The sequence below is a fragment of the Nostoc sp. LEGE 06077 genome (assembly GCF_015207705.1).
In the GTDB taxonomy this organism is placed as follows: domain Bacteria; phylum Cyanobacteriota; class Cyanobacteriia; order Cyanobacteriales; family Nostocaceae; genus Nostoc_B.
On the sequence record NZ_JADEWI010000063.1, the window covers coordinates 12800 to 39134 of the forward strand.

Consider the following 26335-nt stretch of genomic DNA (forward strand, 5'->3'; position numbering starts at 1 on the left):
GAAAAAAACTTACTTCTCTATTATTACCAGATTCGGGAGGGAGAGAAAAAGTATGAAGTGTGTAGTCACTCTTTGGGTGACTTCCCGTACTACTTCGTGGAAGCCAACTACGCATAGCATCTCCGTCAGCAGCAGGGTAGTATGAAGTATAAAATTTCATTCATCCTTTATTTAGCCTCCTGCGTTTTGAGCAATGACAAAGGACGAATAACCAAGATTTACTTTTGAGAAGTTGAACCGCCACTGCCTTGTCTAGGATAAGGGGTATCAACAAAACCTAATTCAAATAGTTGTTGATATGCTTTTTTACCTAAATCTCGCGTGGGATTTTGACTTTTAACAATTTGAATCAATAATGGTACGGCTAATTCTGGTTGATTTTGGGCGCGATGTACCAATGCTAACTGATAGGTGGCTTCATCTCGCTTTTGGGCAGTTAATAAAGCTTTTTGACGCTGAGAATCAGAAACTCTCAGGTCAATGCCAGAAAAACTGGAGTTTAGTTCTTGATAAAAATTAGATAGTTGATTATAAACTTGTCGCGCTTCTTGGAGTTTTTTAGCGGCTAAGGCATAGTTTTGGGCGGAAACAGCTGCTTCTGCCTCTTTCATCAGTCGCTCTCCTCCTTCAATGCTTAAAAGGCTATTATTTTGGGCAGCAGGACGGAGATTATTGGGCGCATTGGGGTCAATGGGCTGTGCTTGTTGGCTATAAAGTTGTACCTGAGCATTTGCAGGTGATAGCAAACTCAAGATGGCAATGACTGAGAAGGAACTGAGGCCAATTAAAGGCGCAGTTGCAGCTATTTTCATGGATTAAACTGGTGTGACAAATATATACAAATACTAAGGGAAACTTTGGGTATCTTAACTTTGTTTTCGTTTTAAACAAAACACAGCTATATACTTGGTTTCTTTGCTTTAGACTGAAAATCGGTTTAATCGAGTTCCCAGTGCCTCTGTATACTAATTACCATCGTCCCCTATGAGCGATCGCATCAATTCCTCTGATCTTCCAACCACAGGTGTACCAGCAAGCAATTTGGGAATTGTTTTGCAACGCGGTGGTGAAGAATTATTGTTAGAAAAAGCTACAGACCGTTTCACCATCCGCCCAGCTACCGATTTTACACCTCAACAATTATCTCAGGTAAGTTGGGGCATTTGGCAGCGAAGTATTCCCCAAGCACAACTAGAATTATTTACAGTTGCACCCGCCGAATTAGACGCAGCGATGGCTCAAGCTCGCACAGCGGCAAATGTAGCCTTTGCCAGCCATGTTTACATGAGTAAAAGTAATCCTGGCACTTTTGTTTACTTAGGCGACCAAATTACTATTCAATTTGCCGATGGGGTAGAAACTACTAGAACTAATGCTATAGCCAGCACATACAGCTTAATTCAAGATAAACCTGTTGTGGGTATACCTAACACTTTCGTATTTTTAGTTAGCAAACAAGCAACAGAAAACCCGATTAAAATTACTAACCAACTGCAAGGACTCAAGGAAGTTTTAGCTGCTGAACCGAATATTATCATTAACAGCGAGACCCATTACAAACCCCGTGATCCACTTTATACGCAACAGTGGTACTTAAATCATAGTGGCGGTGAAGAATTAGTATTGGGTTCGCATATTTCGGTAGAAAAAGCTTGGGATATTACTCGCGGGGTGCGTTCTGTAGTTGTGGCGGTAGTAGATGATTCCTTTGATTTAAATCATCCTGATTTTCAAGGTTCAGGTAAAGTTGTCGCCCCCAGAGATTTAAAACAAAATGATTTCTTACCTCTACCCGATGCCAAGGAAACTAGCCACGGGACAGCTTGTGCTGGGGTAGCGGTGGCGGAAGAGAATGGTGCCGGAATTGTGGGAGTTGCCCCTGGTTGTGCATTTATGCCCATCCGTACCACTGGATATTTAGATGATGAATCTGTTGAGCAAATTTTTAACTGGGCAATTGACAAGGGTGCGAGTGTAATTTCTTGTAGTTGGGGAGCCTCGGCTGTTTACTTTCCTTTGTCGTTGCGCCAACGAGCAGCTATTACCCGTGCTGCCACCAAAGGAAGGAATGGCAAAGGCTGTGTGATTTTATTTGCGGCTGGTAATGCCAACCGTCCCATTAATGGTGCTGTGTTGGAGCAAAATTGGCCAGATAAAATTTTACAAGGAAAAACAGATTGGCTCAGTGGTTTTGCGGTACATCCTGATGTGATGGCTGTTGCCGCTTCCACTAGCTTGAATAAAAAAGCTGCTTACAGTAATTGGGGAGATAGTATTGCGGTGTGTGCGCCTAGTAATAATGCACCACCAGGAATGTCATTTCCCGCGAAGGGTTATGTCTACACACAACCGGCGATCGCTTCTTATCTTAGCGGTTTAGGTGTGTTTACTACAGACCAAATAGGTGCAGCAGGCTACGAAAAAGGCGATTTTACCGGGAATTTTGGCGGTACTTCCAGTGCTACGCCTGTAGTTGCTGGGGTGGCGGCTTTAGTTTTATCAGCAAATCCTGAATTAACTGCTCAACAAGTTAAACGCATCTTACAAGAAACTGCTGATAAAATAGTTGACCCTAATGCTGACCCCCAATTAGGTTTAAAAGGCGGCACATACGATGGTAATGGTCATTCTCAATGGTTTGGCTATGGCAAAGTCAACGCTGCTAAGGCAGTGCAAGCAGCCAAGCAAATGCGAGAAACTGCATCACCGATCAGCCAACAGTTACGGGTAAGTAATACCAACCAAGTCGGAATTCCCGACAACGATCGCCAGGGGGTAAAAAGTGCGATCGCTATTAACGAATCTATTGTGGTTAGAGATATTCAGGTGAATGTGAATGTCACTCACGATTTTTTAGGTGATTTAGAAATTTACCTAATCGCCCCAAATAATCAATCAGTGTTGTTACAGAATCGGACTTTGGGGAGACGGACTAACTTGCAGACAAGTTATAGTGTGCGATCGCATCCAGCCCTCAAGCAGCTGCTATCCTTATCTGGTGAAGGGCGCTGGCAATTGTGGCTCATCGATGCTGCACCGCAAGATATTGGCAGATTAAACAGTTGGGAATTAATTATTGGCAATTGAATGAAGGACAAAGAAAATATGGAACTGGCAGTAAAAATCTCTAAACTATTGACCATTAACCATAGACCACTGACCATTAGTCACTTCTGATTCTTGATGATTTAGGTGTTGCAATTCCTTCGCCAATTCTTCGGTTAGGCGTTTAGCATTTTGTTTGATTGAGCCATTGGTAAATTCCGCAACATTAATTGGATTACCAATGTTAATGTTCACATCTGTACCCCAGTTAGGATAGGGTTGGCTGTAATTAATACTCATAGGGACAATTTTTACCCCTAGTCCTGGGTGATTGGTTTCAGCACTCAAAGACAGACGAGCAATTCCTGTTTTTAAAGTATGAACCTTGCCATCACGGAAAATGCCACCTTCAGGAAAAATTACTAAGGTTTTTCTTTGCTGAAGTAACGAAACTCCATGCCTTAAGGTAGAAATGGTGGGATGTTGGGTATCGACAGGAAATCCGCCTAAATGACGCACAAACCAGCCTTGTAGCCCTTGGCATTCGGTGATTGTCACCATGAAGCGTAAATCATTACCAGTGATCAGAGAAGTAGCATAAGGGACAAGTAAGGCATCCCAACGCGCCCGGTGGGTAGGTGCTAAGATAATCGGCCCTGTTGTGGGAATATTGTCTTGTCCGGTGATTGTAATTCTGCCAAAGAACAAAGGTAAAACGAGATGCCGTCCCAAAGTATACGCCATCGGCCCCAATAAAGGAGAAACTTGTGAGGCTGCATCAGCCACCTGATGATTTTCTGAATTCTGTGCTATTGGCTTTGGCTCGTACGTATCTTTGGAGAAATCAAATTTTATCATGTCGGTAGCTGCGAATTGCCCAGTACAAGGTTTTAAAATAGTGATTAGTTAAACCGTAAATTCTCTTTTATAAATTGTGTAGTTGTTATTGGACAGTTTTTCTGCTGTCTGTAGCTCTTTGTTGAAGTCTGCGAGTAGCGAACCACGTTTGTAAATGGTGACGACAAGCTGATTCTAGTATGCCTCCCAAGACTTGTAGACGATGATTAGAAGCAGCGCTATCGGGGATATTGAGGACAGTCCGAATTGCGCCAGTTTTTGTATCGTCCACTCCATAGACAAGTCTTCCTAAACGTGATTGGACGATCGCACCTGCACACATCGGGCAAGGTTCTAACGTTACATATAAGGTGCATTCATGCAACCGCCAGCTATTTAAATTTTGAGATGCGGCTTTAATCGCCACAATTTCCGCGTGGGCGGTGGGGTTTTTGTCCCGTTCTTTGCGGTTTTCACCTTCGGCAATCAAATTTCCACTACTATCAACGATGACAGCACCAACCGGAACTTCACCCACATCTCCTGCGGCTTGGGCGATTTCTAAAGCACGACTCATCCATTTTCGGTGTGTCCAATATTCTGGATATTCAATTGACATATCAAGTCTAATTTAATGGTGGCGTTCGCCCTTGGCCTTGGCGGAGCCATCGCTTTTTGTCTGTGTTTCTGAGTTTTTGACTATAGTTAATATAATGCTGTATGCAACTTTCTCTCAAATTTAATCCTCAACTCCTTGCCTTGAAGGATGTAATGACAACATATTTAATATGCTGCGATCGCCAAAGACGACACTGTTAAAATAAAGCCATACTTGATGCCGCATTCATTCTATGACCATCGCTCAAGAAATAAATCCGCAAACAGGCATCTGCCAGGATGTTATATTTCCTCCTAGTGATATATACAGTGATGAACCACCTTTGGAAAGCGAATTACATTTAGAGCAAATCATGCTCTTATTGCAATGTTTAAAATGGCTGTGGCGAGAGAGAAATGATTTCTATGCGGCGGGAAACTTGACTATTTACTACAGTCCCCATCAACGTAAATCAGAATTTTTCCGAGGCCCAGACTTTTTCGTCGTGTTAGGTTGCGATCGCCGTAGCCGAAAAAGTTGGGTAGTTTGGGAAGAACATGGAAAGTATCCCAATGTCATTGTTGAAATTCTGTCGCCATCAACAGCCAGTACCGACAAAAATTTAAAAAAAACAATTTATCAAGATACTTTCCGCACGCCAGATTATTTTTGGTTCGACCTAGATACGTTAGAACTGGTAGGATTTCATTTATTAGATGGAGAATATCAACCTCTGCAACCAAATGAACAAGGGCATTTGTGGAGTCAACAATTAGGATTGTATCTGGGTGTGTATGAGGGATTATTACGTTATTTTACACCAGATCATCAACTAGTACCCACACTGGAAGAAGCTACACAACAAGCACAACAGCAGGTACAGCAAGCACAGCAACAAGTACAGCAAGCACAACAACAAGCAGAACGTCTTGCTGCAAAACTGCGGGAGTTAAATATCGATCCCGATACTATTTGAATACTTGAGGCATCAGCTATGCAAAATCTCATCAGAATTACCCGTAATCCAGAGGTGATGAGTAGCTAAATTAGACACACACTCTTTTTCTATACTCAAGACTGCTTAGAGCTTAACCGAAGCGTATTGAAAGTGTCGTTGCGATCGCAGTAGCAACAGCAGTCAAGCTCACAATTATCATAAATCTACTACAAATAAAAAAGGGCAGGTAATTTACCCACCCTATCAAATTCAGAGAATATGTTGGCTGTTGCGATTAACCCAACAATTGTTTAGCCTTAGCTAATACATTATCAACACTAAAGCCAAACTTCTCTAAACAAACGCCACCAGGAGCCGAAGCGCCGAAGCGGTCAATAGTTACAGTATCGCCTTCAGAACCAATATACTTGTGCCAGCCGAAACTAGAAGCAGCTTCTACAGCTAAACGCTTGGTGACAGCTTTAGGTAGAACAGATTCTTTGTAAGCTGCATCTTGAGATTCAAACAGATCCCAAGCGGATAAGGATACAACACGAACTTTCTTACCTTCGGCTGCTAGTTTCTCCGCGGCGGTGACAGCGAGGCTCAATTCTGAACCAGTACCAATGATAATTAGCTCTGGTGTACCTTCAGAATCGACAACAGTGTATCCACCTTTAGCGACACCCTCAATGGATGTACCTGCCAAGTTAGGGACATTTTGGCGAGTGAACGCCAATAAAGTAGGAGCATTGTTCTTAGCTCTTTCGATTGCTACTTTATAAGCACCAGAGGTTTCGTTTCCATCGGCGGGACGAATCACTGTCAAGTTAGGAATAGCCCGCAAGGAAGCTACGGTTTCGATTGGTTGGTGGGTGGGGCCATCTTCACCTTGACCGATAGAATCGTGAGTCATTACCCAAATCGACCCAGCTTGAGACAAGGCGGATAAGCGAATGGCAGCCCGCATATAGTCGGTGAAGATGAGGAAGGTAGCACCGTAGGGAATTAATCCCGAACCATGCAAGGCAATACCATTACAGATTGCGCCCATTGCGTGTTCCCGCACACCAAAGTGGATGTTGGGGTTTTGGTAGTGTCCTTTTTGGAAGTCGCCCTTACCCTTGATTTCTGTCAAGTTAGAGTGAGTTAAGTCAGCGGAACCACCAATGAGTTCAGGTAAAACCGCAGCTATTTTGTTAAGGCAGGTTTCTGAGTGCTTACGGGTAGGTAAGCCTTTGTCTTCAGGGGTGTAGGTGGGTAGTACTTTATCCCAACCGTCAGCCACTTTGCCACTCAGATAACGCTCGAATTCAGCTGCTTCTTGGGCATATTTAGCTTTGTAGTCAGAAAATGCCTTATTCCATTCAGTTTCGTAGCCTGCACCGCGTTCTACGGCTTTGCGGGTGTGGTTGAGAACGTCTTGAGGGATATCAAACGGTTCGTGTTCCCAACCCAAATTTTTGCGGGTTAATGCTACTTCATCTCCACCCAAAGCTGCACCGTGAATTCCCGCGGTGTTGGCTTTGTTAGGGGAACCATAACCAATAGTTGTTGTCACCTTAATGAAAGAAGGCTTATCAGTGACAGCTTTTGCTTCTTCAATAGCTTTGTGAATTGCGGTTAAATCAGTGTTGCCATCTTGAACGTGCAAGACGTGCCAGCCATAGGCTTCAAAACGCTTAGAAACATCTTCTGTGAATGCCACATCTGTAGAACCATCGATGGAGATGTGGTTGTCATCATATAGAGCAATGAGTTTACCTAATCCCAAGTGTCCTGCAAAAGAAGCTGCTTCACCAGAAACACCTTCCATGTTGCAACCATCACCAAGAATTACATAAGTGTAATGGTCGACAATTTTGGCATCGGGTTTGTTGAATTTAGCTGCTAAATGAGCTTCCGCTATGGCCAAACCGACTGCGTTGGCAATACCTTGTCCTAAAGGCCCGGTGGTAACTTCTACCCCAGCGGTCATAAAGTTTTCCGGGTGTCCAGGGGTTTTGGATTCCCACTGACGAAATTGCTTGATATCTTCGATGGTTACACTGTCGTAGCCTGTCAGGTAGAGCAGCGCATACTGCAACATAGAACCATGACCAGCAGATAAGACAAAGCGATCGCGGTTAAACCACTTGGGATTTTTGGGGTTATACCGCATAAAGCGATCCCATAGCACAAATGCCATTGGAGCAGCGCCCATCGGCAGCCCTGGGTGTCCCGATTTTGCCTTTTCTATAGCGTCGACAGCCAAGAAGCGGATTGAGTTAATACACAGTTCTTCGAGGGATTGGGTTGCAACAGCCATAATAAGATTGTTTTTAACGACGGGTTAGCACTCTACGAGCTTCTCATTTACCGGGGTTCTTCGATTCCCCTACAATATCCTCATCATCCCATTCCCGATTGGCGATGGACAAGCGGGATCTTCTGAGTTTCTGGTAACTAATCAAGCTAAGAATTTGGTCATGCTGAACCCTTGGTTCAGCTGGGAATGATATCTATAATACTTTTGTCTGGTGCATCTGAGGAAAAGTATAAGTGTGAAGTCTGAATCCTACACTTGTTACTCAGCACTCGTTACTCAGCACTCAGCACTCAGTACTTCTTGAAGACCAGGGTGACATTATGGCCACCAAAGCCAAAAGAATTAGATAAAGCAACTTCAATTTTTTGGGCGCGGCTGGTGTGCGGCACATAATCTAAGTCACACGCAGCATCAGGACTTTCGAGATTGATGGTTGGGGGAATTTGCTCGTTAGCGATCGCCAACACGGTGGCTACGGCTTCAATACCACCAGAACCACCCAACAAGTGACCTGTCATTGATTTCGTTGAGCTAACTGCTGTTTTATAAGCATGGTCGCCCAAGGCTGTTTTAATTGCAGAAGTTTCGTTGGAATCGTTAGCTGGGGTACTAGTGCCATGAGCGTTGATGTAGGTAACTTGTTCTGGGGTAATACCTGCATCTTTGAGCGCTAGTTGAATGGCTCTAGCTGCACCTTCTCCGCCGGGAACTGGAGATGTTATGTGGTAAGCATCACAGGTCATGGCATAGCCAACCATTTCCCCATATATACGTGCGCCACGACTGAGAGCGTGTTGCAGTTCTTCGAGAATTAAAATTCCCGCACCTTCACCCATGACAAATCCATCGCGATCGCGGTCAAAGGGACGGCAAGCATGAGCCGGATCATCATTGCGGAAAGAAAGGGCTTTACAAGCGGCAAATCCAGCTACAGATAAGGGTGTAATTGCTGCTTCACAACCACCGCAAATCATGGCTTGGGCGTACCCTCCTTGAATCAGGCGAAAAGCATCGCCGATGGCGTTGGAACCTGCGGCGCAAGCAGTCACAGTACAATTGTTTGGCCCTTTAGCACCGGTGTGAATTGCTGTGAGTCCAGCTGCCATATTGGCAATCATCATCGGAATCATAAAGGGACTACAACGATCAGCGCCACGGTTCAGGTAGACTGTTTGCTGGTCTTCCAATACCTTAATGCCGCCAATCCCTGAACCAATGATTACTCCTATCTGTTCAGCGTTTAGCTCATTAATTACTAATTTTGCGTCAGCCAGTGCCTGTTTTGCTGCTGAAACCCCAAATTGCGAAAACCGATCCATCCGCTTAACTTCTTTGCGCTCTAGATAATCGTGTGGATCGAAGTTCTTCACTTCACCAGCAATGCGGCAATCATGGCTTGACGCATCAAAATGTGTGATGTAGTCAATGCCATTGCGGCCGCTAATCAATCCTTCCCAATATTCATCTGGTGTGTTGCCAATGGGTGTAATCGCGCCAACACCAGTTACGACAACGCGTTTACGTATATAATCTGTCATGACTCAGTTAAAGGTAGCGAGAAAGCTGCAAATTTAAGTGCTGAGTGCTGAGTTTGTAAGTAGAAAGACTAAGTGAAAAAGATCGAAAAACAAATTCTTGACTCTTGACTACTCAGCACTCACTACTCATCACTCAGAACTTTCTTAGGCGGATGCGGCAACTTGCTTTTCAATGTAATTAACCGCATCTTGGACTGTCAAAATTTTCTCGGCGGCTTCATCAGGAATTTCGATCTCGAATTCTTCTTCAAAAGCCATCACTAGTTCGACGAGATCTAGGGAATCAGCACCTAGGTCATCAATAAAATTAGAGTTTGGAGTAATCTTTTCTGCTTCCACACTCAGTTGATCGGCAACGTTTTTCTTGACCTTTTCAAAAGTTTCGTTTTGGCTCATACAATAAAATTCCTTGACCAGTTGCTATTAGCCGCTCTTGATGAGTGACATGGTTTTTGAGCATATACATCTTATCGGAAAGCGCGATCGCCCGTATACTACCGAAGTGTTTTCTTCTAGAAAACTTGCTCCCTAGCCCCCTAGGGAAGATCTGGTACTATGTTAATTTCAGCGATCGCATACACTGTATAAATGCTTCTACTTATTAATTGTTACTATTTTTTTGGCTAATGTCCAAATAAATTCCTAGTGCTGATTACTGAGGAGCCTGCCGCGTGGGCGGCTCTGCCGACTTGAGCGGACTGGCGTTGCTGAGTAGTAAGTGCTGAGTGCTGAGTAACAATACTAACTCCCTGCCCTTAGTCCCTAGCCCCTATTATTTTATGGTATCTCAAACGCTTAAATATGCTTACTTTCCTGGCTGTGTTGCCCAAGGTGCTTGTCGAGAACTTTATCAGTCTACGCAAGCTCTTACCCAAGCGTTGGGTATTGAATTGATTGAACTCAAAAAAGCTGCTTGCTGTGGTTCTGGCACGTTTAAAGAAGATTCGCAGTTACTAGAAGATACTGTCAACGCCAGAAATATTGCCCTAGCCGAAGCCTTAAATCTACCTTTACTCACTCATTGTAGTACCTGTCAAGGTGTGATTGGTCACGTTAATGAACGTCTAAAAGATTGTCAAAACAGCAACCCAACCTATGTTGAGCAAGTTAATGGCTTACTCAAAAAGGAGAACTGTTCGCCTTACCAAGGTAGTACAGAAGTTCAACATCTGCTTTATGCTTTGGTAAAAGATTATGGCTTGGCAGAAATTACTAACCGCGTTACTCGTAAATTAACTAATTTAAAATGTGCGGCTTTTTACGGGTGTTATCTACTACGCGGTCAAAAGACTATGCTATTAGATGATCCTTTCCAACCTGAAGCAATGGAAAATGTCTTTCTGGCTGTGGGTGCAACACCAATTTATTATCGTGGTCGCACTCAATGTTGTGGCTGGCCATTGGCAAGTTACGCCACTACCGAATCATTTAAAATGGCTGGAATGCACATTCAAGAAGCTTTAGCAAATGGTGCTGATTGTTTAGTTACCCCTTGTCCTTTGTGCCATTTAAATTTAGATTCTCGTCAACCAGAAGTCGAAAAAGTAATTGGGCAGAAGCTAGGTTTGCCAGTGTTACATTTACCGCAGTTGATTGCTTTAGCGTTGGGAATTAGCCCTCAAGAGCTTGGTTTAGATAGGCATATTGTTTCGACAAAACCAGTGTTAGAAAAATTGGGAATATAGATATAAAAAGTAAAAAGGCAAAAGTAAAAAGGTAAAATTTTTTTTACTTTTACCTTTTTATTTTTCACTTTTGATTTTATTGACGTTGCCAGCGTTTGAAGGCTTGATACATCTCTGGCAGACGACTAGTAATAGCACTTACCTTGAGATAGACTTTGTGGGGCATAGCTGGTGTACCGGAAACAATTTCTTTGGCAGGGACATCGCTGTGAATACCAGTTTGGGCAGAAGCGATCGCCCCATCCCCGATTTTAACTTGATTGGCAATTCCCACTTGACCCGCCAGAATTACGCGATTACCAACTTTGACACCGCCAGCCATCCCGGCTTGACCAGCGATCGCACAACCCATCCCAATTTGGCTACCATGACCAATCTGCACTAAGTTATCAATTACTGTGTTGCGTCCAATGCGTGTCTCTCCAACGGCTGGACGGTCAACAGCCGTGTTACAGCCAATTTCTACGCCATCTTCTAAGACTGTGTAGCCTGATTGCTCCATTTTGAACCAACCAGTCCGGGTAGGTACGAAGCCAAAACCTTCTGCACCAATGACAGCACCACTGTGAACAACGCAATTGGCACCAATTTGGCTGCGTTCGTGAATTGTGCAATTTGCGTGTAAGGTAGTGCGATCGCCAATTTTCACATCGGGATAAATCACTACATTGGGATGAATCACTGCATGATTGCCAATCTCTACTCTTTCTTGCACTACAGCATGAGGGCCAATATAAACATCAATGCCAATTTTGGCTGTGGGATGAATTACAGCAGTTGGATGAATTTCTGGATTAGGACGATATGGTTGATAAAAAATAGTCAGGACTTTGGCAAATAAAAGTTTTGGTTCCTTTGTGCTTACCCAAGGAATACCCCGTTCTTGTGCTTGAGTCTGTAAGGTTTGATCTTCTGGCAAAATTAAAGCACTTGCGCCTGTCTGACTAATTAAAGATGTAAATTTGCCGCCTTCTACATAACTTATAGTCCCAGTTGTGGCTTCATCAACAGCCGCTACCCCAGTGATGTCTATGTCTTGGGCTGGGTTAGTTGTCAGACTGTTATTAGTGGTAATGTCCCCAAATTGGCGGATGATTTCGCTGAATTTCATTTTTAGGTTGATTGAAAATTCATCAAAGGCAAGATTATTGTCCCTCTTTATCAACCCAGAATTCAGAAGTCAAACAATTTTAGAGTTTAGATTTTGGACTGATTCTATGGTGAAACATAGGTTTGTATAGCACTAGCCCAGGTAGTGAGGACATTGGCAAAGGATAAAACTACTATTGATCAGCAAAAAAATAGGGGATCTATATCCCCCATTTATTAATTTCGAATTCTGGATTGTGAATTCTGCATTCTTCAATGGCATTCTTCGGCTGATGGTACTTTGCTTTGGAGATTCTGTCGCAGTAAGATTTTTAATCGTTGATTATCTTCAGCAGCGATCGCCTCACCGTAATGATGTAGTTGAAAGAGTTGACAATAACGCTCTTGTTTAGCACACATCAAACAACCGTAAGCATGATTACCATTAGTCCCGCACAGTCGATGTCCCATAACTGGGCCAAGGGAAATCTTTTGTTCACTAGCAACTGTGCTGAGAAGAGAACGTAGTTGAGACTCAAATTTTGCTGATAAAAGTTGTTTGCGTCCTGGTTGTGTCCGATCCCATTGCGGCACAATTAATCCCTGTTTTAATAAACTCTCTTCAATTTCTTCGGACATGACAATCCCAGACAAAATTACATGATGGGCAACGTAGGGCAAAAGTGAGCGTGTCAATTGCCACATTAAAGCTTCATCAAACCACTGTTCAACTAAGGGACGAAGATACCAGCAACAGGGAATCCCAAGGTTGACTAAATCTTGTAGTAGCTTGACTCGTCCTGGAATGGAGGCTTGCTCATATCCTGGTTTCAAGGGTGGGAGGCTAACAAAAACTGTAACTCGCAAGGAGTGTGGTTGGGCTAAGGTAGCTTTGAGACGTTCGAGAAACGCTTGACCAGGATGGACTTTAGTTGTGATGTAGACCATGTTGGCGGCTTGACGGTCAATCAGTGCATTGAGGATTGACAGTACCCGTTCCCGATGGGCTGGAATGAAGGGGTCAGAATAGTCGCAGATGGAAATGGGAAAGCCTTTTTGTCCTTCTGGAGTGGCAAAAATGCGGTCTAATAAACGATCAAGTAGGTCTGATGGAGTAAGATTTTTCTCAAAGTTTTCTGGATGATGATGCCATTCACTGTCTTGATGACAGACGCAATAAGCACATTCAACCGGACAACGATTCTGGGCATCTGGGAGAAATGGATTAAGACTGAAGTATTTAACTGCACGCTCTTGATCGGGCATTCCTAATACGGGAAAGCCATGCAGCATATACTGACTGCCCTGTAAGGTAATTTCAGACAGAGTAGATTGGTAGTTTGACATACACCCTTTGACAAAAAAATACGCGAAAAATCGCCTACTCTAGGGTGACTGCTGTAAATATGGAGTGGCAAGGAGAGAAAGGCTTGAAAGTTAGTATTATTTTTTACTGTTAGCTATTTTTTACTGAAGTAATATTGCTTTGTCTTCATAGTTGTAAAAGGATACAGTACTTCAGTAGATTAAAATTCTGAATACTGTATTTTTTATTAATTTTCTGCCATTGCTGAACCAGCTAAATAAGCAGTTGTCCAAGCACTTTGGAAGTTAAAACCACCAGTAATACCATCAATGTCTAAAATCTCTCCAGCAAAGTAAAGACCAGTAATTATCTTACTTTCCATTGTCTTAAAGTTAACTTCTTTGAGGTTGATACCCCCACAAGTGACAAATTCTTCTTTGAAAGCTCCTTTGCCATTAATTAAGTATTTTCCCTGAGAAATCTCCTGCAATAGCTGATTTAGGGTTTTGTTTGATATTTCTGCCCAACGAACTTCCGTAGTAATACCGATGCGGTTAATAAAGTGTTGCCAAAGACGATGAGGTATATCAACTCCACGATGTAAGGCGATCGCTTTTTTGCCCCATTCATTTTTAACTGCTAAAATTTTTTCCCGTACTTGTTCTTGCTGCAAATCTGGTAGCCAGTTAATTAGTAAGGTGGCTTGATAATGGTTGTTATTTAGGATTCTTGCACCCCAAGCGGAAAGCTTCAACACAGCTGGGCCACTCACTCCCCAGTGAGTAATTAGTAAAGGCCCTATTTGTTCTAAAGCCGGTTGTTCGGGAACTAACAGCCGTAAGCGCACTGGATTCATACTCACGCCACTTAAGGCACGCAAATTGGGGTCAGGAATGTTAAAGGTAAACAATGACGGGACTGGCGGTTCAATTTGATGACCGAATTCTTTGGCGATTTTATAGCCGATGGGATTGCTACCTGTGGCTAAAAGTAAGCGATCGCATTTTAAAGTTTCACCTGATTTCAAATAAACTTCAAACTGAGTGGTGAGTAGCCGTTTAACTGACATAACTGGTGTACCAGTCCACAGTTCTACTCCAGTTTCTTCAGCAGCATTCATCAGACATCTGACGATTGTTTCCGAATTGTCTGTAACTGGAAACATCCGGCCATCAGCTTCTTTTTTCAGTGGTACTCCATGATTTGCAAACCAAGATACCGTATCTTTGGCTTGGAAGCGACTGAACGCACCTCGCAAAGCTTTTCCACCTCTGGGATAATTCGGTACTAAGCCTGCTGCTTCAAAACAAGCATGAGTCACATTACAGCGTCCGCCACCAGAAATTCTGACTTTGGCTAGTGGTTGACGGCTGGCTTCGATTAAAATAACACGGGCGTGGGGGTTGGCATTAGCACAGGCGATCGCACCAAAAAATCCCGCAGCCCCACCCCCAATAACTACAATTGTTAACGGTTGCAAGGTCAAAAAAGTCTCGTTCGTTGATTGGTCAATGGTCAATGGTCATTTCATACTTCTTTCTTCCCACATTACACTTCTGCTGGTTCAAATTGATCTTTTGTCGCGCCGCAAACCGGACACACCCAATCCTCTGGGATATCTTCAAAAGGTGTTCCTGGGGCAATTCCACTATCAGGATCACCTATTTCTGGATCATACACGTAGCCACAAATAGTGCATTCGTAAGTTTCCATTGTTTTATCCCTGAATTTAAATTATTTCTGAATCATGTTTGAGTCTCTAGCTACAATTAGCACATTTTGCTCCTCAAAGAAAACCAAGTTATATGGATGTTTTATCCACAATTACTAAGATCTTAAAAGTTAGCAAAAGTTAAATTTATAGCAACTTAAACAATTTTGATTACGTAATATCACACAATATTGGGCATAGATTAGAAACGCCACCACGTTCTTTGAGCAAAACTGATCATTCCCAGGGCGATCGCACCGAAGACAAATAGCCAAATAATTCCTCCTGGCAGAAATGTGAGAATGCCAAAACCCCTGAGAATCCAAATTGCGATGCCAATGCCAAGTAGAATCCCAAAAGCCTGGGTTAGCATACGGTTTAAAGAAGATTGATTCATTGAATGTGCCTTTGATTCAAAATTTATTACACTTCTATATTAGAAGTGGTGCTATTGTTAAAGCTGCTTAAATTTAGATTTGATTAAATGTAATCATCAATACGAATTTATCAGTGATTTCCCAGAATAATGAGCAGAAATGATATTAGTTCCGGAAAACGGTGCTTGGGAAGTGGAACTAAAATTTGAGTGAGTTGATCTAAAGCTTAGTCGACGGTTGATTAGCGTCAACGCAGGAAGTGTGGCAAAGTGAGGAGTGAGTAAATTAGTATGGCTGCGTCTCATATTTCCGACCCAATTATTGCAGGTTTAGATATGGCTTGGAGCGATGACAAGCGAAGATTATTAATGCAGGGTGAAATTTTGCTAGAAGCGCGATCGCATACAGCATGGGGTGGTGCAGTTACTGCATGGATGTATGTGCCAATAATGCGATCGCAGGTATGGCAGCAACTAACAGATTACCCACGTTGGGTACAGTATTTTCCTGACATTACCAAAAGCGAAGTTGTACAGCGAGGCGAAGTGAAGCGCTTGTATCAAGCCGCACAAAAGGCATTTTTGTTTTTTACTGCTCAAGTGGAAATTTACCTCAACGTTGTTGAAGTGATTGGACAACAAATTCACTTTCGGATGGAAAAAGGCACTTTTGATGACTTTACCGCCTGCGTAGATTTAAAAGATTTTGGTAATGGTACTTTGGTGGCTTATAACGTGCAAGCTACACCAAATATTCCTATCCCTTCAATTTTTGTTCAACAAGCAATGAACTTTGAACTACCTGCGAATATGCGTAAAATGCGTCAGGTATTGTGTAAACAGTAATCAACCAATTGAGAACATAAAATTCAAACTATAGCCCGGACGATTGTATCGTCCGGGCTATATGTTTTTCTAAGTAAAGCCTGGAAAGACTGCTCTGAAATAAATATAAATATTGCCAATTTTTTGATTTAATAAAAAAGATTGTAAAGAAATATTACAAAGTCCGAATTTTTACGTAAATCAAATATTTCACTTTGTGGAATAATTATCAGCAAAAAAATCATTTTAGCTGGAAATTCTAACCCAGATTTTGTGTATTTGCCACCGAAAAAAATGGTATTAATCACCACATTATCTGAGATATAAACTAAATTTCATGGAGAAAATAATTATGCCACTAGTTTCAACATTTGAATTACTTGTTAAGCCAATTGCTCCTACAGACAATTTAGGTAATTTACCCCCAGAAATTGCCCAAAAATTAGGTAAAGTTGCTCGGAGAGTTGTTCAAGGTTACTTTTTAACTATTGCTAATACGACTGATGCACCTGCACGCTTGAGGCTGGAATTTACAGCAACAACGCCTGAATTAAATCTAGTAGATACAGTCACAATTCGTGATGTTTTAGGTAACAATGAATTTTCTGAATTGACACCAGTTCCAGGTAATCCTCAAAGGTTTACTTTTAATGTTGGTATTCCTGCTCATGATACAGCGTTGATTACTCTACTACCCGATCTGCAAAATGTCGACCTGTTTACAGGAACTAAAAATTTAGAGATTCGTGGGTATGTGAGCATTACTAGAGCAGCGATCGCAGGGCCAGCTTATGAACTGTTAGTTACTCCAGAACATCGCGGAACTTTCTTACCCAAAAATATCGATGATTCTGTTCCTGACTTTGATCAAATTGCCTACGCTCTACCTACAGCCAGTGGTGGTAGCTTAGTCAGATTACCATCTCTTGTGCGTCCGCCTATTGTGACATCTCAACCAGGTGAATCTAATGGGGTAGAAGATAGCCAAGAAGTCCTCAGATTAATGGCTCAACGCATTGAGGAGTTAGAGCAACGCCTCGCAAATGTTTAGTTTTTGTAACCTAAAATATCCTGAACTGAACGAAGTTTATGTGTTTTAGATAACTTAGAGTCACCGTAATTCACAAAACAACCCCACAAATTTTAGTGGGGTTTTTATTTTGCGATCGGAATGTCCGCAATGTTAAGAGCGATCGCATTATTCTCAAAATCGTAGGGTGGGCAATGTCCACAACTTTAAAATCTGATGGAAAGCAAATTTTCCACATTGCCCACCTAACTATTCCTAAACTATCCCAAATACAGATCCGACAGTGGATTTAATCGAATCTCTCGCATCTTTCAACGTCTGGGTAATTGGGTGCTTCGATTGCAAAAATACCCGCGCACAATTGCGTCCTGGCATCCCCGAAATTGAACCACCTGGATGAGTACCAGCGCCAGTTAAGAATAAATTGTCAATTGGGGTTTTGTAGTTGGCGATTTCTGGTAAGGGACGGAAAAATACCATCTGATCTAAAGTCATATCAACGTGATAGTAATTTCCTTTATATGCACCTAATCGTTCTCCCAATTCTGCGGGACTTTCCACCCGGCGGGCGATAGTTGCTGTTTTGACATTAGGGGCGTAAGTAGCTAACTTATCAACTACTTTGTCTGCCACTTGATTTTTCAACTCATCAGTCCAACCAGTACCTCTCAAGCCTGTACCTTCTGCACTAGCAATTTGATAGGGGGCGAAAAATTCAATCCAGACAGTATGTTTACCGGGAGGTGCTAATGTGGGGTCAAGGTAACTCGGCATCACTACATACATTGATGGATCAGAGTCCGGGATTTCTCCCAAGGTACACTTACTATGTGCTTGTTCCACATGAGCAACGGAATCGGCAATTAAGATAGAACCAACAAGATACTCATCTCTATGCGCGTGGAAAGGAAAATGCAGAGGTTCATCTAAAGCCAAATCTATTTTGAGGATGGTTTCGTTATTGTTAACAATGCGGCGTTCTAATCTTTCCCACAAATCAGGATCGGCTGAGTCAATATCGCTTTTATCGGTCATTTGTAAAAACAACCGCTTGGCATCGATATTAGAAATTACACCATATTTCGCCCGATATTCTGTACCACCAGCAACGCGTACACCAGCAGCTTTCCCATCATCAATTAAAACTTTTTCAACGTGCTGATCTGTGAGAATTACGCCGCCTTTACTAGTGACTAAACTCACCAAAGCTTTGACTAATGCACCAGTCCCACCACGCGGTCTAGCCATGCCAGGATTATGACGCATTGCCATCATAATTGCACCAATACCAAGGGTTTTTTGTGATGGTGGCGCACCTAGTTCTGCTGCTAATCTGGCTAGTGGTGCTTTTAAAAATTCCGAATCAAACCACTCATTGAGTAAATCTTCCGCACTGGTTAGCATGGTGCGAATAAAATCCAGTGTTTTATTTGGTGAACCAATCACTGAAAATAAATCTTTGAGTTTTGTAATGTCGTAATTACCAACAATATCGATAATTGATTTTGGTGGTGCATTAAACATGGGAATCATTGCACCGATCGCCCGTTGCCAATAGTCAGTAAACTCGGCATATTTTTTAGCATCACGTTCACTATAACGGGCGATTTCTGCACAAGTTTTTTCTAAAGATTTATGTGCTAAGAAATATTTACCATCAGGATGAGGACAGAAAACTACTGGATCACATTCTAAATATTCTAAGCCGTATTTTTTCAGTTCTAATTCTTCAACTACTGGCCCCAAGTGAATAAATTCATGGTCGATCGCACACAAATTAAATTTAAATCCGGGGGCTTCTTTGGGCAAACATTCTTCAGTGGTTGCTGCACCACCAGGGACAGAACGTTTTTCTAAAAGTAGGACGCTATAGCCAGCTTTGAGCAAATATGCTGCACAAACTAGTCCATTATGTCCAGCACCGATAATTACAACATCATATTCTTGCATATTTGTATTTTAGAATAAAGTGGCTTGCTAATATTACAAAGGGTAAAAAGAAATTACAAGATAAGAATTCAGCACCCAGGAGTCAGAAGTCAAATTTTAGAGCTAATTTAGTAGATTAGTAAATTGATTTATCAAGTATTTCTCCTCATTATTTACCTTTCTGAATTCTGAAATTATGACATTACAAGATTGACATAATTTTATTAAATCAAACGATTTGGTGCTGATTTTACTAATTCGTGATTTCTGAGAGAGAAGAGGGTATTTGTTGCATTTGAGTTTCAATTAAAACTATTAAATTATGCTGTTTTATTTCCATGTCGATAATTTTAAATTTGGTTTCCTCCCAGGTTAAATATGTTAAATTAACTAGTTCTTTTACTTTCTGCATAAGTGCTAAAACTATTTCTAATCTAACGCCTTCTCCCTGATGACAATTAAAACTTTCTAGGATGATGGGATTGGCATAAGTTCGAGGTTTAAATCTGGCTGTAAAACCAAGTTGATGGTTATTAGCTTTCTCTTTGATTTGGATTAACCCCTGGAATTCAATTTTGTTATTTCCAGGTAAAGATAGTTGCATATTTTCCAGTTCAAAACTGATAATTTCGCCTTCAACATTCAATGCATAATTTTTTGCGTAATTCTGCACAAAGTCGGAATTTAATGCTTGATTAATGTCTGATTCTGTCATGACAATGCGCGCGATCGCAGTTACGGGTGCATTCAGTTCAATCTGACCAAAAATCGCACTGAAAGGATTTACCGCAATACTATCTGTTTGTAATTTGATTTCTTGGACACGGATATTTTCTTTGATAACTAATCCCTGACCACTCAGCGAAACTCCATCCGCTTGTCCTTGAACTATTTTGAACAAATCGGTTTGCACATCTACGTTAATTTGTTCAGCTTCATCCAGTTGGTTGGATAGCCTGCGTTCGGCTTCCTGTGATATAAACTCTTCTTCCAACCTGCGTTCTTCTGGCATGAATTTTTCATCTCATAGCGTCCCATTATGGTTACTTTAGACCTTACATACCCAAAAAAGGATCTACAGGATGGTATATACAGGTGGGAGTATAGATGATTGAGAGGTGATAGGTTACAGGGAAATTTGGATGTAAATTTTTCTCTAGCAATCATTTAAACTGCTTATCCTTTGGTTGTAAAAATGCAATAAACTGTTACAGCCCTGAAGATGTAAAATTTTTGTTAAATTCCACGGGCATCTACAGTTTCCCTCCATTGTTATAAGGTAGTCAGCATGACAGCAATTACACCAAAGGCATCTTCCGCGCTTCCTGATTTTTGCGAAGGAATTCAATATTTTGGTGAAGCGTTACCAGATTTTGCCACTTATGGTGCTACACCTGCGATAGATTCAGATAAAGTAGCGATCGCATCTCCTACAGATACCGCAGCCGTATATCAAACTTTATTAGCTGCTGATGCCTTGCGTTACCTAACATTGCAAGTTACTGGGAGTAAAGCATCAGGTCATCCAGGCGGGTTTGCCAGCCAAGCGGAAGCGTATGCAGCGTTAGTCATGTTGGGCTACAAAAATATTATTACGGAAGTCGGACACCACGCCCCTGGATTTTATAGTGCCATGTTTTTGGATCGCTCTTTAGAAGACATGGGCATTTTTACAGTACAACAATTGCGCGATCGCTTCCGCGAAAAGCACGGTCTTTTAGGACACCTTTCCGGTTACATTCCCGGCATTCTCGCACCTGCCGGGCCTTTGGGACAAGGGCAACACTTTGCAATGTCGGCTGCACTCCTGCACCGTGACAAACTTTTCCCCTTTACTGTTGGTGATGGTGGACTGGGTGAACCATATATCATGAGTTCAATGGCACACTTCAACACCGCCTATCCCAGCGTCACCAACTTCTTACCCGTGCTGGTATGGAATGGTTACAGCCAAGAACACCACAGTATGGTTTCCCTCAAAACCAACGAACAAATGCAAGCATACTGGCAAGGTAATGGTTTTGCAGAAGTCATTCTCGTCGATGCCAAAGAATTCGACGACCAAAATCAACCAGGAGACTACGTTGATAGTACCGCCTTTTCCTTCCAGCAACGCCTCGCCTTTACCCAAGCCGTATTAGTAGCTGTTGATAAAGCCGCACGTTCCGCACTTGGCGGTAAACTCACGGTATTTATTATCAAACAACTCAAAGGCGCAGGCGTTCACGCCAGAGGTGCAAAATCGCACAACTTATATCCTAAAGACACCCTAGATGCACCGCACATTATCAGTGCATTGCAAACACGCGCCTTATCACAAGAGGCTTGGCAAACAGTTAGAACCAACGCCGAACGCGCTGGTGGTGGCCCTGCTGCGAAAACTGTTGTGACAGAATTTGAATTACCATTGGCAGATTTAGGTGAATTGCCATTAGAAGAATATACAGTTGGTGGCGAACCCAAAGTTTCGACAACCGCAATGGGCAGATTAGTTGGTATCGTCGGACAAAAGGATAAAAATTTCCTCGTCACCAACGCCGACGGTAACGAAGCATCAGGAATTGGCAACATTAACCAAGCATTAAAAATTATTCACCCCACAACCGACGACTTATATAACCAAGCACCAAACGGCCAAGTTTATGAACCATTAAGTGAAGATGCTTGTGCAGGTTTAGCCGTTGGTTTATCACTTATGGGTGCGAGAAGCTTGTGGTGTTCTTACGAATCTTTTGCCATCAACGGTTTACCAATTTGGCAAACAGTCACCCAAGCAATGGCAGAATTACGCCGTCAAACTCCCTCAACAATTACCTTATTTACTGCTGGCGCATTAGAACAAGGTCGTAACGGTTGGACTCACCAACGTCCAGAAATTGAAGCTTACTTTGCATCGATGATGCGGAATGGAAATGTATTTCCTGTATTTCCTCCTGATGCTAATAGTACCCAAGCTTGTTATGACTGGGCTTTAAAAACAAGAAATAAGGGAATTGTCATTACTGCAAGTAAGTCACCTTTGCCAATTCGCACAACATTAAAACAAACTCAGCAAGGCTTAGAAGATGGGGCGATATTATTGCATGAAATTGCTGGTGATAAGCAAGTTGTGTTTGCCGTTATTGGCGATATGACATTAATTCCTGTATTTGAAGCAGCAGCTTTCTTAGAAACAGAAGGTATCGGGGCAAAGATAGTTTCTATTATTAATCCCCGCCGTTTATATCGTCCTAGTGATGTTGCTTGGGATACTTGTTCTGAAGCTGATGGTGGTTTTATTGATGACGCAAAATTTGCTGAATTATTTGGTGGTGATGCACTAATTGGTGTAACTGGTGGTGCTGCGGCGATGCTAGAACCAATTATGCTAAGAAGTAACAGCAAGCGCGATACTTTTGCCTGGAAACGTGGCGAAACTACAGCCAGTGCTGGTGAGTTGATGGCGTTTAATGGTTTGACCGCTGAGGCGTTGACAAAGCGGGCAATTGAGTTAGTACATTAAGACTAGATAGATATAATGTAATGAGACACCCCCATCTAAGTATTTTCCTAGATGGGGTTTAATGTATGAATATTGACTATGAATTGTAAAATATTTTATTCTTGGCAATCAGACTTACCTAATAAAACGAATCGTGGATTTATTGAGGCTGCTCTTGAGGCTGCTACCAAATCCATCCGCAATGATGATTCCATAAAAGTTGAGCCAGTTATCGACCGTGATACAAAAGATGTACCGGGTTCACCAGATATTGCTCATACAATATTTGAAAAAATTGAACAGGCTCAAGTTTTTGTATGTGACGTTTCAATCATTAACCAAAATAGTTCTTCTCGCCTCACTCCCAATCCTAATGTCTTACTTGAACTTGGATATGCAATCAAGGCTCTGGGATGGAACAACATCATCATGGTAATAAATTCCGCTGTTGCAAAACCAGAACAACTGCCATTTGATCTAAGGATGCGACGGGTGATTCCATATTTTATGCCTGAAGAAAGTGAGGATCGTTCCACAGAGCGTAAGCAGCTTCAGTCAAAGTTGGAAGGTGCGCTTCGGAATATCTTAGAAGGAATTGACTTACAAAATGCTGGAGAAATTATTCAACCAATAACCATAGGAGAACAGACAAGAATAGCAGTTGAAAATTTCCAGCCGAATCAACCCATTTTAATCCGTCGATTCATGACACAGCTAAGAGATGAGCTTGATACACTGAAGCCAGATTTTACAAAAGGAGGTATAGCTGATGAATTACTAGTACAATCAATTGAGCAAACAACAGGAACAATAATAGAATTTGCACAACTTGCAGAAGTAATTGCAATATTCAACAACTCAGATGCTGCGCGTGAAATATACAAACAATTTGAACTAATTTTAGAGCGTTATAATCTTCCACGCGTTTTCTCAGGTAGCTATAAAGATATTGATTTCGATTTTTACAAATTTATAGGTCATGAACTTTTTGTATCTTTTTTCTCATTTCTAATTCGAGAAAATCGATGGGAAATAATTGCAGATTTATTGGAAGTAGGTATTTACGTTGATAATTATCCTATATCAAAAGAACCAAGTTTAGTATATTTTACCTATGTTTCTCAGTCTGTTAAGTTATTATCTCATCGAAAAGAGCGGTTAAATCTGAACATAATGTCAGTTCATGCAAATATTTTGAATGAACGCCATAATGAGGGAGAGCTAGCTAAAATTTTGCCAATGCAACAATTTATGAATGCGGACTGCTTTTTGTTTTTACGGTCTGAAGCTCAAGATAGCGAACTAGGTCAATGGCATAATTGGATACCTTGGACTAAGGTATATATGGAACAAGTTCCAAGATACTTATTAGAAGCATATAGTCTTAAATATGCTCAAAAATTATTAGTTGCTCTTGGAATAAAAAATATTGACCCGTTTAAAAAATGCTTAGAAGATGCCAACCAGAAGTTAGAAAAAATGTATTGGGATGGCATTTGGCCTTTTCCTTCTTCTCCATTGAAATATTTGGATATTTCAATGATTGGCAGTAAGTAGTTATGCGTAGGTTGGGTGGAGGCGCAAGCTTGGATATTTGCAGCACAACGATTAATATTTGTGCCGTAACCCAAAACCAAATCATCTTAATTTCAACGTGATCATTGATTATATAAAACCTTTGTTGTGAAGAGTTAGATCATTTGTTGGGTTTCACTTCGTTTCACCCAACCTACAAAAAAGTGCTTTGTTATCTGCTGAAAAATTGCATTCCATGCGTAGATTTACGCTTTTCGTCAGAACTAAAGGATAGATGCGGGTAGATTTACTGAAATTCTTGGAGAATAACAAGTTTACGAGTCGCAAAAGTTAATTTACGAGTCAAAAACTTAGTTTACGAATCGCAAAAGTTAGTTTACGAGTCAGAACTTAAGTTTGCAAGTCGCAAAAGTTAATTTACGAGTCAGAAACTTAGTTTGCAAGTTGCAAAAGTTAATTTACGAGTCAGAAACTTAGTTTGCGAGTTGCAAAAGTTAGTTTGCGAGTCGCAAAACTATAATTGCTACTTTCATAAAGGCGATTGCTTTTCAAAAGGCTTATTAGTTGCAAAGCAATTCCCGATTATAATCAAAATAAAGTCATAAACATCATTTAACTATGACTATCCAAATCTTAGATAAAAATACCACAACTCTAGAACAGCGATTTCTCTTACCTGGTTATTACGCCTGGGAAGAATTCGAGAAAATAGAAACCTTAACCACAGATGCAGCAGGTTTGCGGATAACTTATCTTGATGGGTGCATTGAATTTATGACGCTAGGTGAACAGCACGAAATGATTAAAAGCGTGATTGGGATATTATTAGCATTATACTTTTTTGAAAAAGGTATAAATTTTATCCCAGTAGGTAGTGCCACGCGTCGTGCCAAAGAAAAAAATGCTTCCTTTGAACCTGATGAATCTTATTACATAGGGGAGAAAAAAGAAAATCCAGATTTAGCAATTGAAGTTAATATCACCAGTGGCAGTATTGACAAACTAGAAAAATACAAACGGTTTAATATTCCTGAAGTTTGGTTCTGGGAGAATAATAAATTTTACCTATATAGTCTAAAAAATGATAATTATGAGCAAATTCAACGAAGCGAATTCTTCCTAGATTTAGATATAGCATTATTGGCGAGTTGTGTTTTAATGCCTTCAATTATTGATGCTAGAACACAATTTATGCAAGGTATGAAAAAATAGCTATAACTTGTTTGACGCAAACCCAAAAAGTTATAATTCAACCCTGGATTCCGCCGGTAAGTGAAGAGATTAATGCTATTTTTTATTCATGACAGCATCAGCCTCACAAATAAGAGTACAAGATATTTATCATTGTGGTATGGTCGCAGGAATCGTAGACAAAATGTGTGTCGATTCATCTGCTAACGATCGCCTGTGTTAAACAGATTGCTAATCTTACCGATGAACGACGTTGGATTCTCCAGTTTCTCGGCGCTCCTTACAGAAAATATTATCTATTAACCTGATAGACCTGCGGAATGTAGGTTATGGGGAACCACACCAGCGTGAGCTAGGTGGCTAGTTTGCGAGTCGTGATTTTAACTATGGATTACCTAATCAATCTTAATCCGTGGGCGATGTTCCACTGTTTACCCACAGGTCACAATGTCTGCATAGGCCGATTTATAACCCGCGCAGCCGCCGAAAGTCACATGAGATTTTTACGGCAGTTTATCCCTAATGAGAACCTCCAGGTGCTGTTTGATCTGGAGGTCAGATTATAAAGGCTTGGGCTGCCATCAAGCAATTACCACGCGTAAAATATCTATTATTGAGCGATTCCGCACCTACATACGATGTCTTGGAGTACGTGGTTATTCTCAATCGCAATTCTCAAGAGGTAACGGTTCGGTTTGTTGCGAAGTAGTTTGAAAGCGATCGCTCCGCCAACGCCAAAAGCGATCGCAGCATCAGGAATTGCGATACTCGAACCAACTGCTGAAAGAACCTATCCCACTAATAAAATTCTGTTAATCCAGATGTGAATTGTGGCAAGAGAGAGAAAACCGTTGAAGCAGGCAGCAATTCTTTCCCATCGAACAACAAGCCGGCGATATTTTCTTTGGAACCA

Annotated in this window: 22 protein-coding genes; 9 read left to right on the forward strand and 13 right to left on the reverse strand. The window is 41.5% G+C overall.

The window, feature by feature from the left end:
* Positions 1-218: 218 nt before the first annotated feature.
* The gene (locus IQ244_RS26975) at positions 219-812 is read right to left on the reverse strand and encodes a hypothetical protein (RefSeq protein WP_193899753.1); all 594 of its coding nucleotides are present in this window, start codon (positions 810-812) and stop codon (positions 219-221) included.
* 172 nt (positions 813-984) lie between these two features.
* On the opposite strand from IQ244_RS26975, the gene IQ244_RS26980 reads away from it, so the two are divergent.
* The gene (locus tag IQ244_RS26980; RefSeq protein ID WP_193899755.1) at positions 985-3087 is read left to right on the forward strand and encodes a S8 family serine peptidase; all 2103 of its coding nucleotides are present in this window, start codon (positions 985-987) and stop codon (positions 3085-3087) included.
* Positions 3088-3132: 45 nt separating this feature from the next.
* On the opposite strand, the gene IQ244_RS26985 is transcribed toward IQ244_RS26980, so the two are convergent.
* Together IQ244_RS26985 and tadA are read right to left on the reverse strand one after the other, a co-directional pair.
* Positions 3133-3903: a lysophospholipid acyltransferase family protein gene (locus IQ244_RS26985; RefSeq protein WP_193899757.1), complete on the reverse strand. Its 771-nt coding sequence runs from the start codon at positions 3901-3903 to the stop codon at positions 3133-3135.
* Positions 3904-3988: 85 nt separating this feature from the next.
* Positions 3989-4501 (reverse strand): tRNA adenosine(34) deaminase TadA, encoded by a 513-nt coding sequence (tadA, locus tag IQ244_RS26990; protein ID WP_193899759.1) that lies wholly within the window; start codon positions 4499-4501, stop codon positions 3989-3991.
* A 232-nt stretch (positions 4502-4733) separates the two neighbouring features.
* On the opposite strand from tadA, the gene IQ244_RS26995 reads away from it, so the two are divergent.
* Complete coding sequence (locus tag IQ244_RS26995) at positions 4734-5456, forward strand: Uma2 family endonuclease (protein WP_193899761.1); 723 nt, start codon at positions 4734-4736, stop codon at positions 5454-5456.
* 256 nt (positions 5457-5712) lie between these two features.
* On the opposite strand, the gene tkt is transcribed toward IQ244_RS26995, so the two are convergent.
* The 3 genes from tkt to IQ244_RS27010 all read right to left on the reverse strand — a co-directional run bounded on the left by tkt (position 5713) and on the right by IQ244_RS27010 (position 9659).
* Complete coding sequence (gene tkt / locus IQ244_RS27000) at positions 5713-7725, reverse strand: transketolase (RefSeq protein WP_193899763.1); 2013 nt, start codon at positions 7723-7725, stop codon at positions 5713-5715.
* A gap of 290 nt (positions 7726-8015) precedes the next feature.
* Complete coding sequence (fabF, locus tag IQ244_RS27005; RefSeq protein WP_193899764.1) at positions 8016-9263, reverse strand: beta-ketoacyl-ACP synthase II; 1248 nt, start codon at positions 9261-9263, stop codon at positions 8016-8018.
* Between the two features lie 144 nt (positions 9264-9407).
* Positions 9408-9659: an acyl carrier protein gene (locus tag IQ244_RS27010; RefSeq protein ID WP_193899766.1), complete on the reverse strand. Its 252-nt coding sequence runs from the start codon at positions 9657-9659 to the stop codon at positions 9408-9410.
* A 383-nt stretch (positions 9660-10042) separates the two neighbouring features.
* On the opposite strand from IQ244_RS27010, the gene IQ244_RS27015 reads away from it, so the two are divergent.
* A complete protein-coding gene (locus tag IQ244_RS27015) occupies positions 10043-10948 on the forward strand; it encodes a CoB--CoM heterodisulfide reductase iron-sulfur subunit B family protein (protein WP_193899768.1) in 906 nt (301 codons plus the stop codon).
* A gap of 76 nt (positions 10949-11024) precedes the next feature.
* On the opposite strand, the gene lpxD is transcribed toward IQ244_RS27015, so the two are convergent.
* The 5 genes from lpxD to IQ244_RS27040 form a co-directional block, all read right to left on the reverse strand.
* A complete protein-coding gene (lpxD, locus tag IQ244_RS27020; RefSeq protein ID WP_193899770.1) occupies positions 11025-12059 on the reverse strand; it encodes a UDP-3-O-(3-hydroxymyristoyl)glucosamine N-acyltransferase in 1035 nt (344 codons plus the stop codon).
* A 251-nt stretch (positions 12060-12310) separates the two neighbouring features.
* Positions 12311-13384, reverse strand: coding sequence for a hypothetical protein (locus tag IQ244_RS27025; protein ID WP_193899772.1), 1074 nt, complete (start codon positions 13382-13384; stop codon positions 12311-12313).
* 206 nt (positions 13385-13590) lie between these two features.
* The gene (locus IQ244_RS27030) at positions 13591-14823 is read right to left on the reverse strand and encodes an NAD(P)/FAD-dependent oxidoreductase (RefSeq protein ID WP_193899793.1); all 1233 of its coding nucleotides are present in this window, start codon (positions 14821-14823) and stop codon (positions 13591-13593) included.
* Positions 14824-14891: 68 nt separating this feature from the next.
* Positions 14892-15056 carry a rubredoxin gene (rd, locus tag IQ244_RS27035; protein WP_193899774.1) on the reverse strand — a complete coding sequence of 55 codons (165 nt, stop codon included), beginning with the start codon at positions 15054-15056 and terminating at the stop codon, positions 14892-14894.
* Positions 15057-15256: 200 nt separating this feature from the next.
* Positions 15257-15451 (reverse strand): hypothetical protein, encoded by a 195-nt coding sequence (locus tag IQ244_RS27040; protein ID WP_193899776.1) that lies wholly within the window; start codon positions 15449-15451, stop codon positions 15257-15259.
* Between the two features lie 270 nt (positions 15452-15721).
* Here IQ244_RS27040 and IQ244_RS27045 point away from each other — a divergent pair, with 270 nt between their 5' ends.
* Both IQ244_RS27045 and IQ244_RS27050 read left to right on the forward strand, forming a co-directional pair.
* A complete protein-coding gene (locus IQ244_RS27045; protein ID WP_193899778.1) occupies positions 15722-16276 on the forward strand; it encodes an SRPBCC family protein in 555 nt (184 codons plus the stop codon).
* Between the two features lie 331 nt (positions 16277-16607).
* Positions 16608-17306 carry a hypothetical protein gene (locus IQ244_RS27050; RefSeq protein ID WP_193899780.1) on the forward strand — a complete coding sequence of 233 codons (699 nt, stop codon included), beginning with the start codon at positions 16608-16610 and terminating at the stop codon, positions 17304-17306.
* 234 nt (positions 17307-17540) lie between these two features.
* Here IQ244_RS27050 and crtO read toward each other — a convergent pair whose 3' ends face one another.
* Positions 17541-19235, reverse strand: a complete 1695-nt coding sequence (gene crtO, locus IQ244_RS27055; RefSeq protein WP_193899782.1) for a beta-carotene ketolase CrtO — start codon at positions 19233-19235, stop codon at positions 17541-17543.
* Positions 19236-19467: 232 nt separating this feature from the next.
* Positions 19468-20226: a DUF2993 domain-containing protein gene (locus IQ244_RS27060; protein ID WP_193899784.1), complete on the reverse strand. Its 759-nt coding sequence runs from the start codon at positions 20224-20226 to the stop codon at positions 19468-19470.
* Between the two features lie 276 nt (positions 20227-20502).
* Between IQ244_RS27060 and IQ244_RS27065 the strand changes: the two genes are divergently transcribed.
* The 4 genes from IQ244_RS27065 (at position 20503) to IQ244_RS33080 (ending at position 26249) form a co-directional block, all read left to right on the forward strand.
* The gene (locus IQ244_RS27065) at positions 20503-22716 is read left to right on the forward strand and encodes a phosphoketolase (RefSeq protein WP_193899786.1); all 2214 of its coding nucleotides are present in this window, start codon (positions 20503-20505) and stop codon (positions 22714-22716) included.
* Positions 22717-22794: 78 nt separating this feature from the next.
* Complete coding sequence (locus IQ244_RS27070) at positions 22795-24252, forward strand: hypothetical protein (RefSeq protein ID WP_193899788.1); 1458 nt, start codon at positions 22795-22797, stop codon at positions 24250-24252.
* A 597-nt stretch (positions 24253-24849) separates the two neighbouring features.
* A complete protein-coding gene (locus IQ244_RS27075) occupies positions 24850-25443 on the forward strand; it encodes a Uma2 family endonuclease (protein ID WP_193899791.1) in 594 nt (197 codons plus the stop codon).
* Between the two features lie 674 nt (positions 25444-26117).
* Positions 26118-26249, forward strand: a complete 132-nt coding sequence (locus IQ244_RS33080; protein WP_265578956.1) for a hypothetical protein — start codon at positions 26118-26120, stop codon at positions 26247-26249.
* Positions 26250-26335 lie beyond the last annotated feature (86 nt).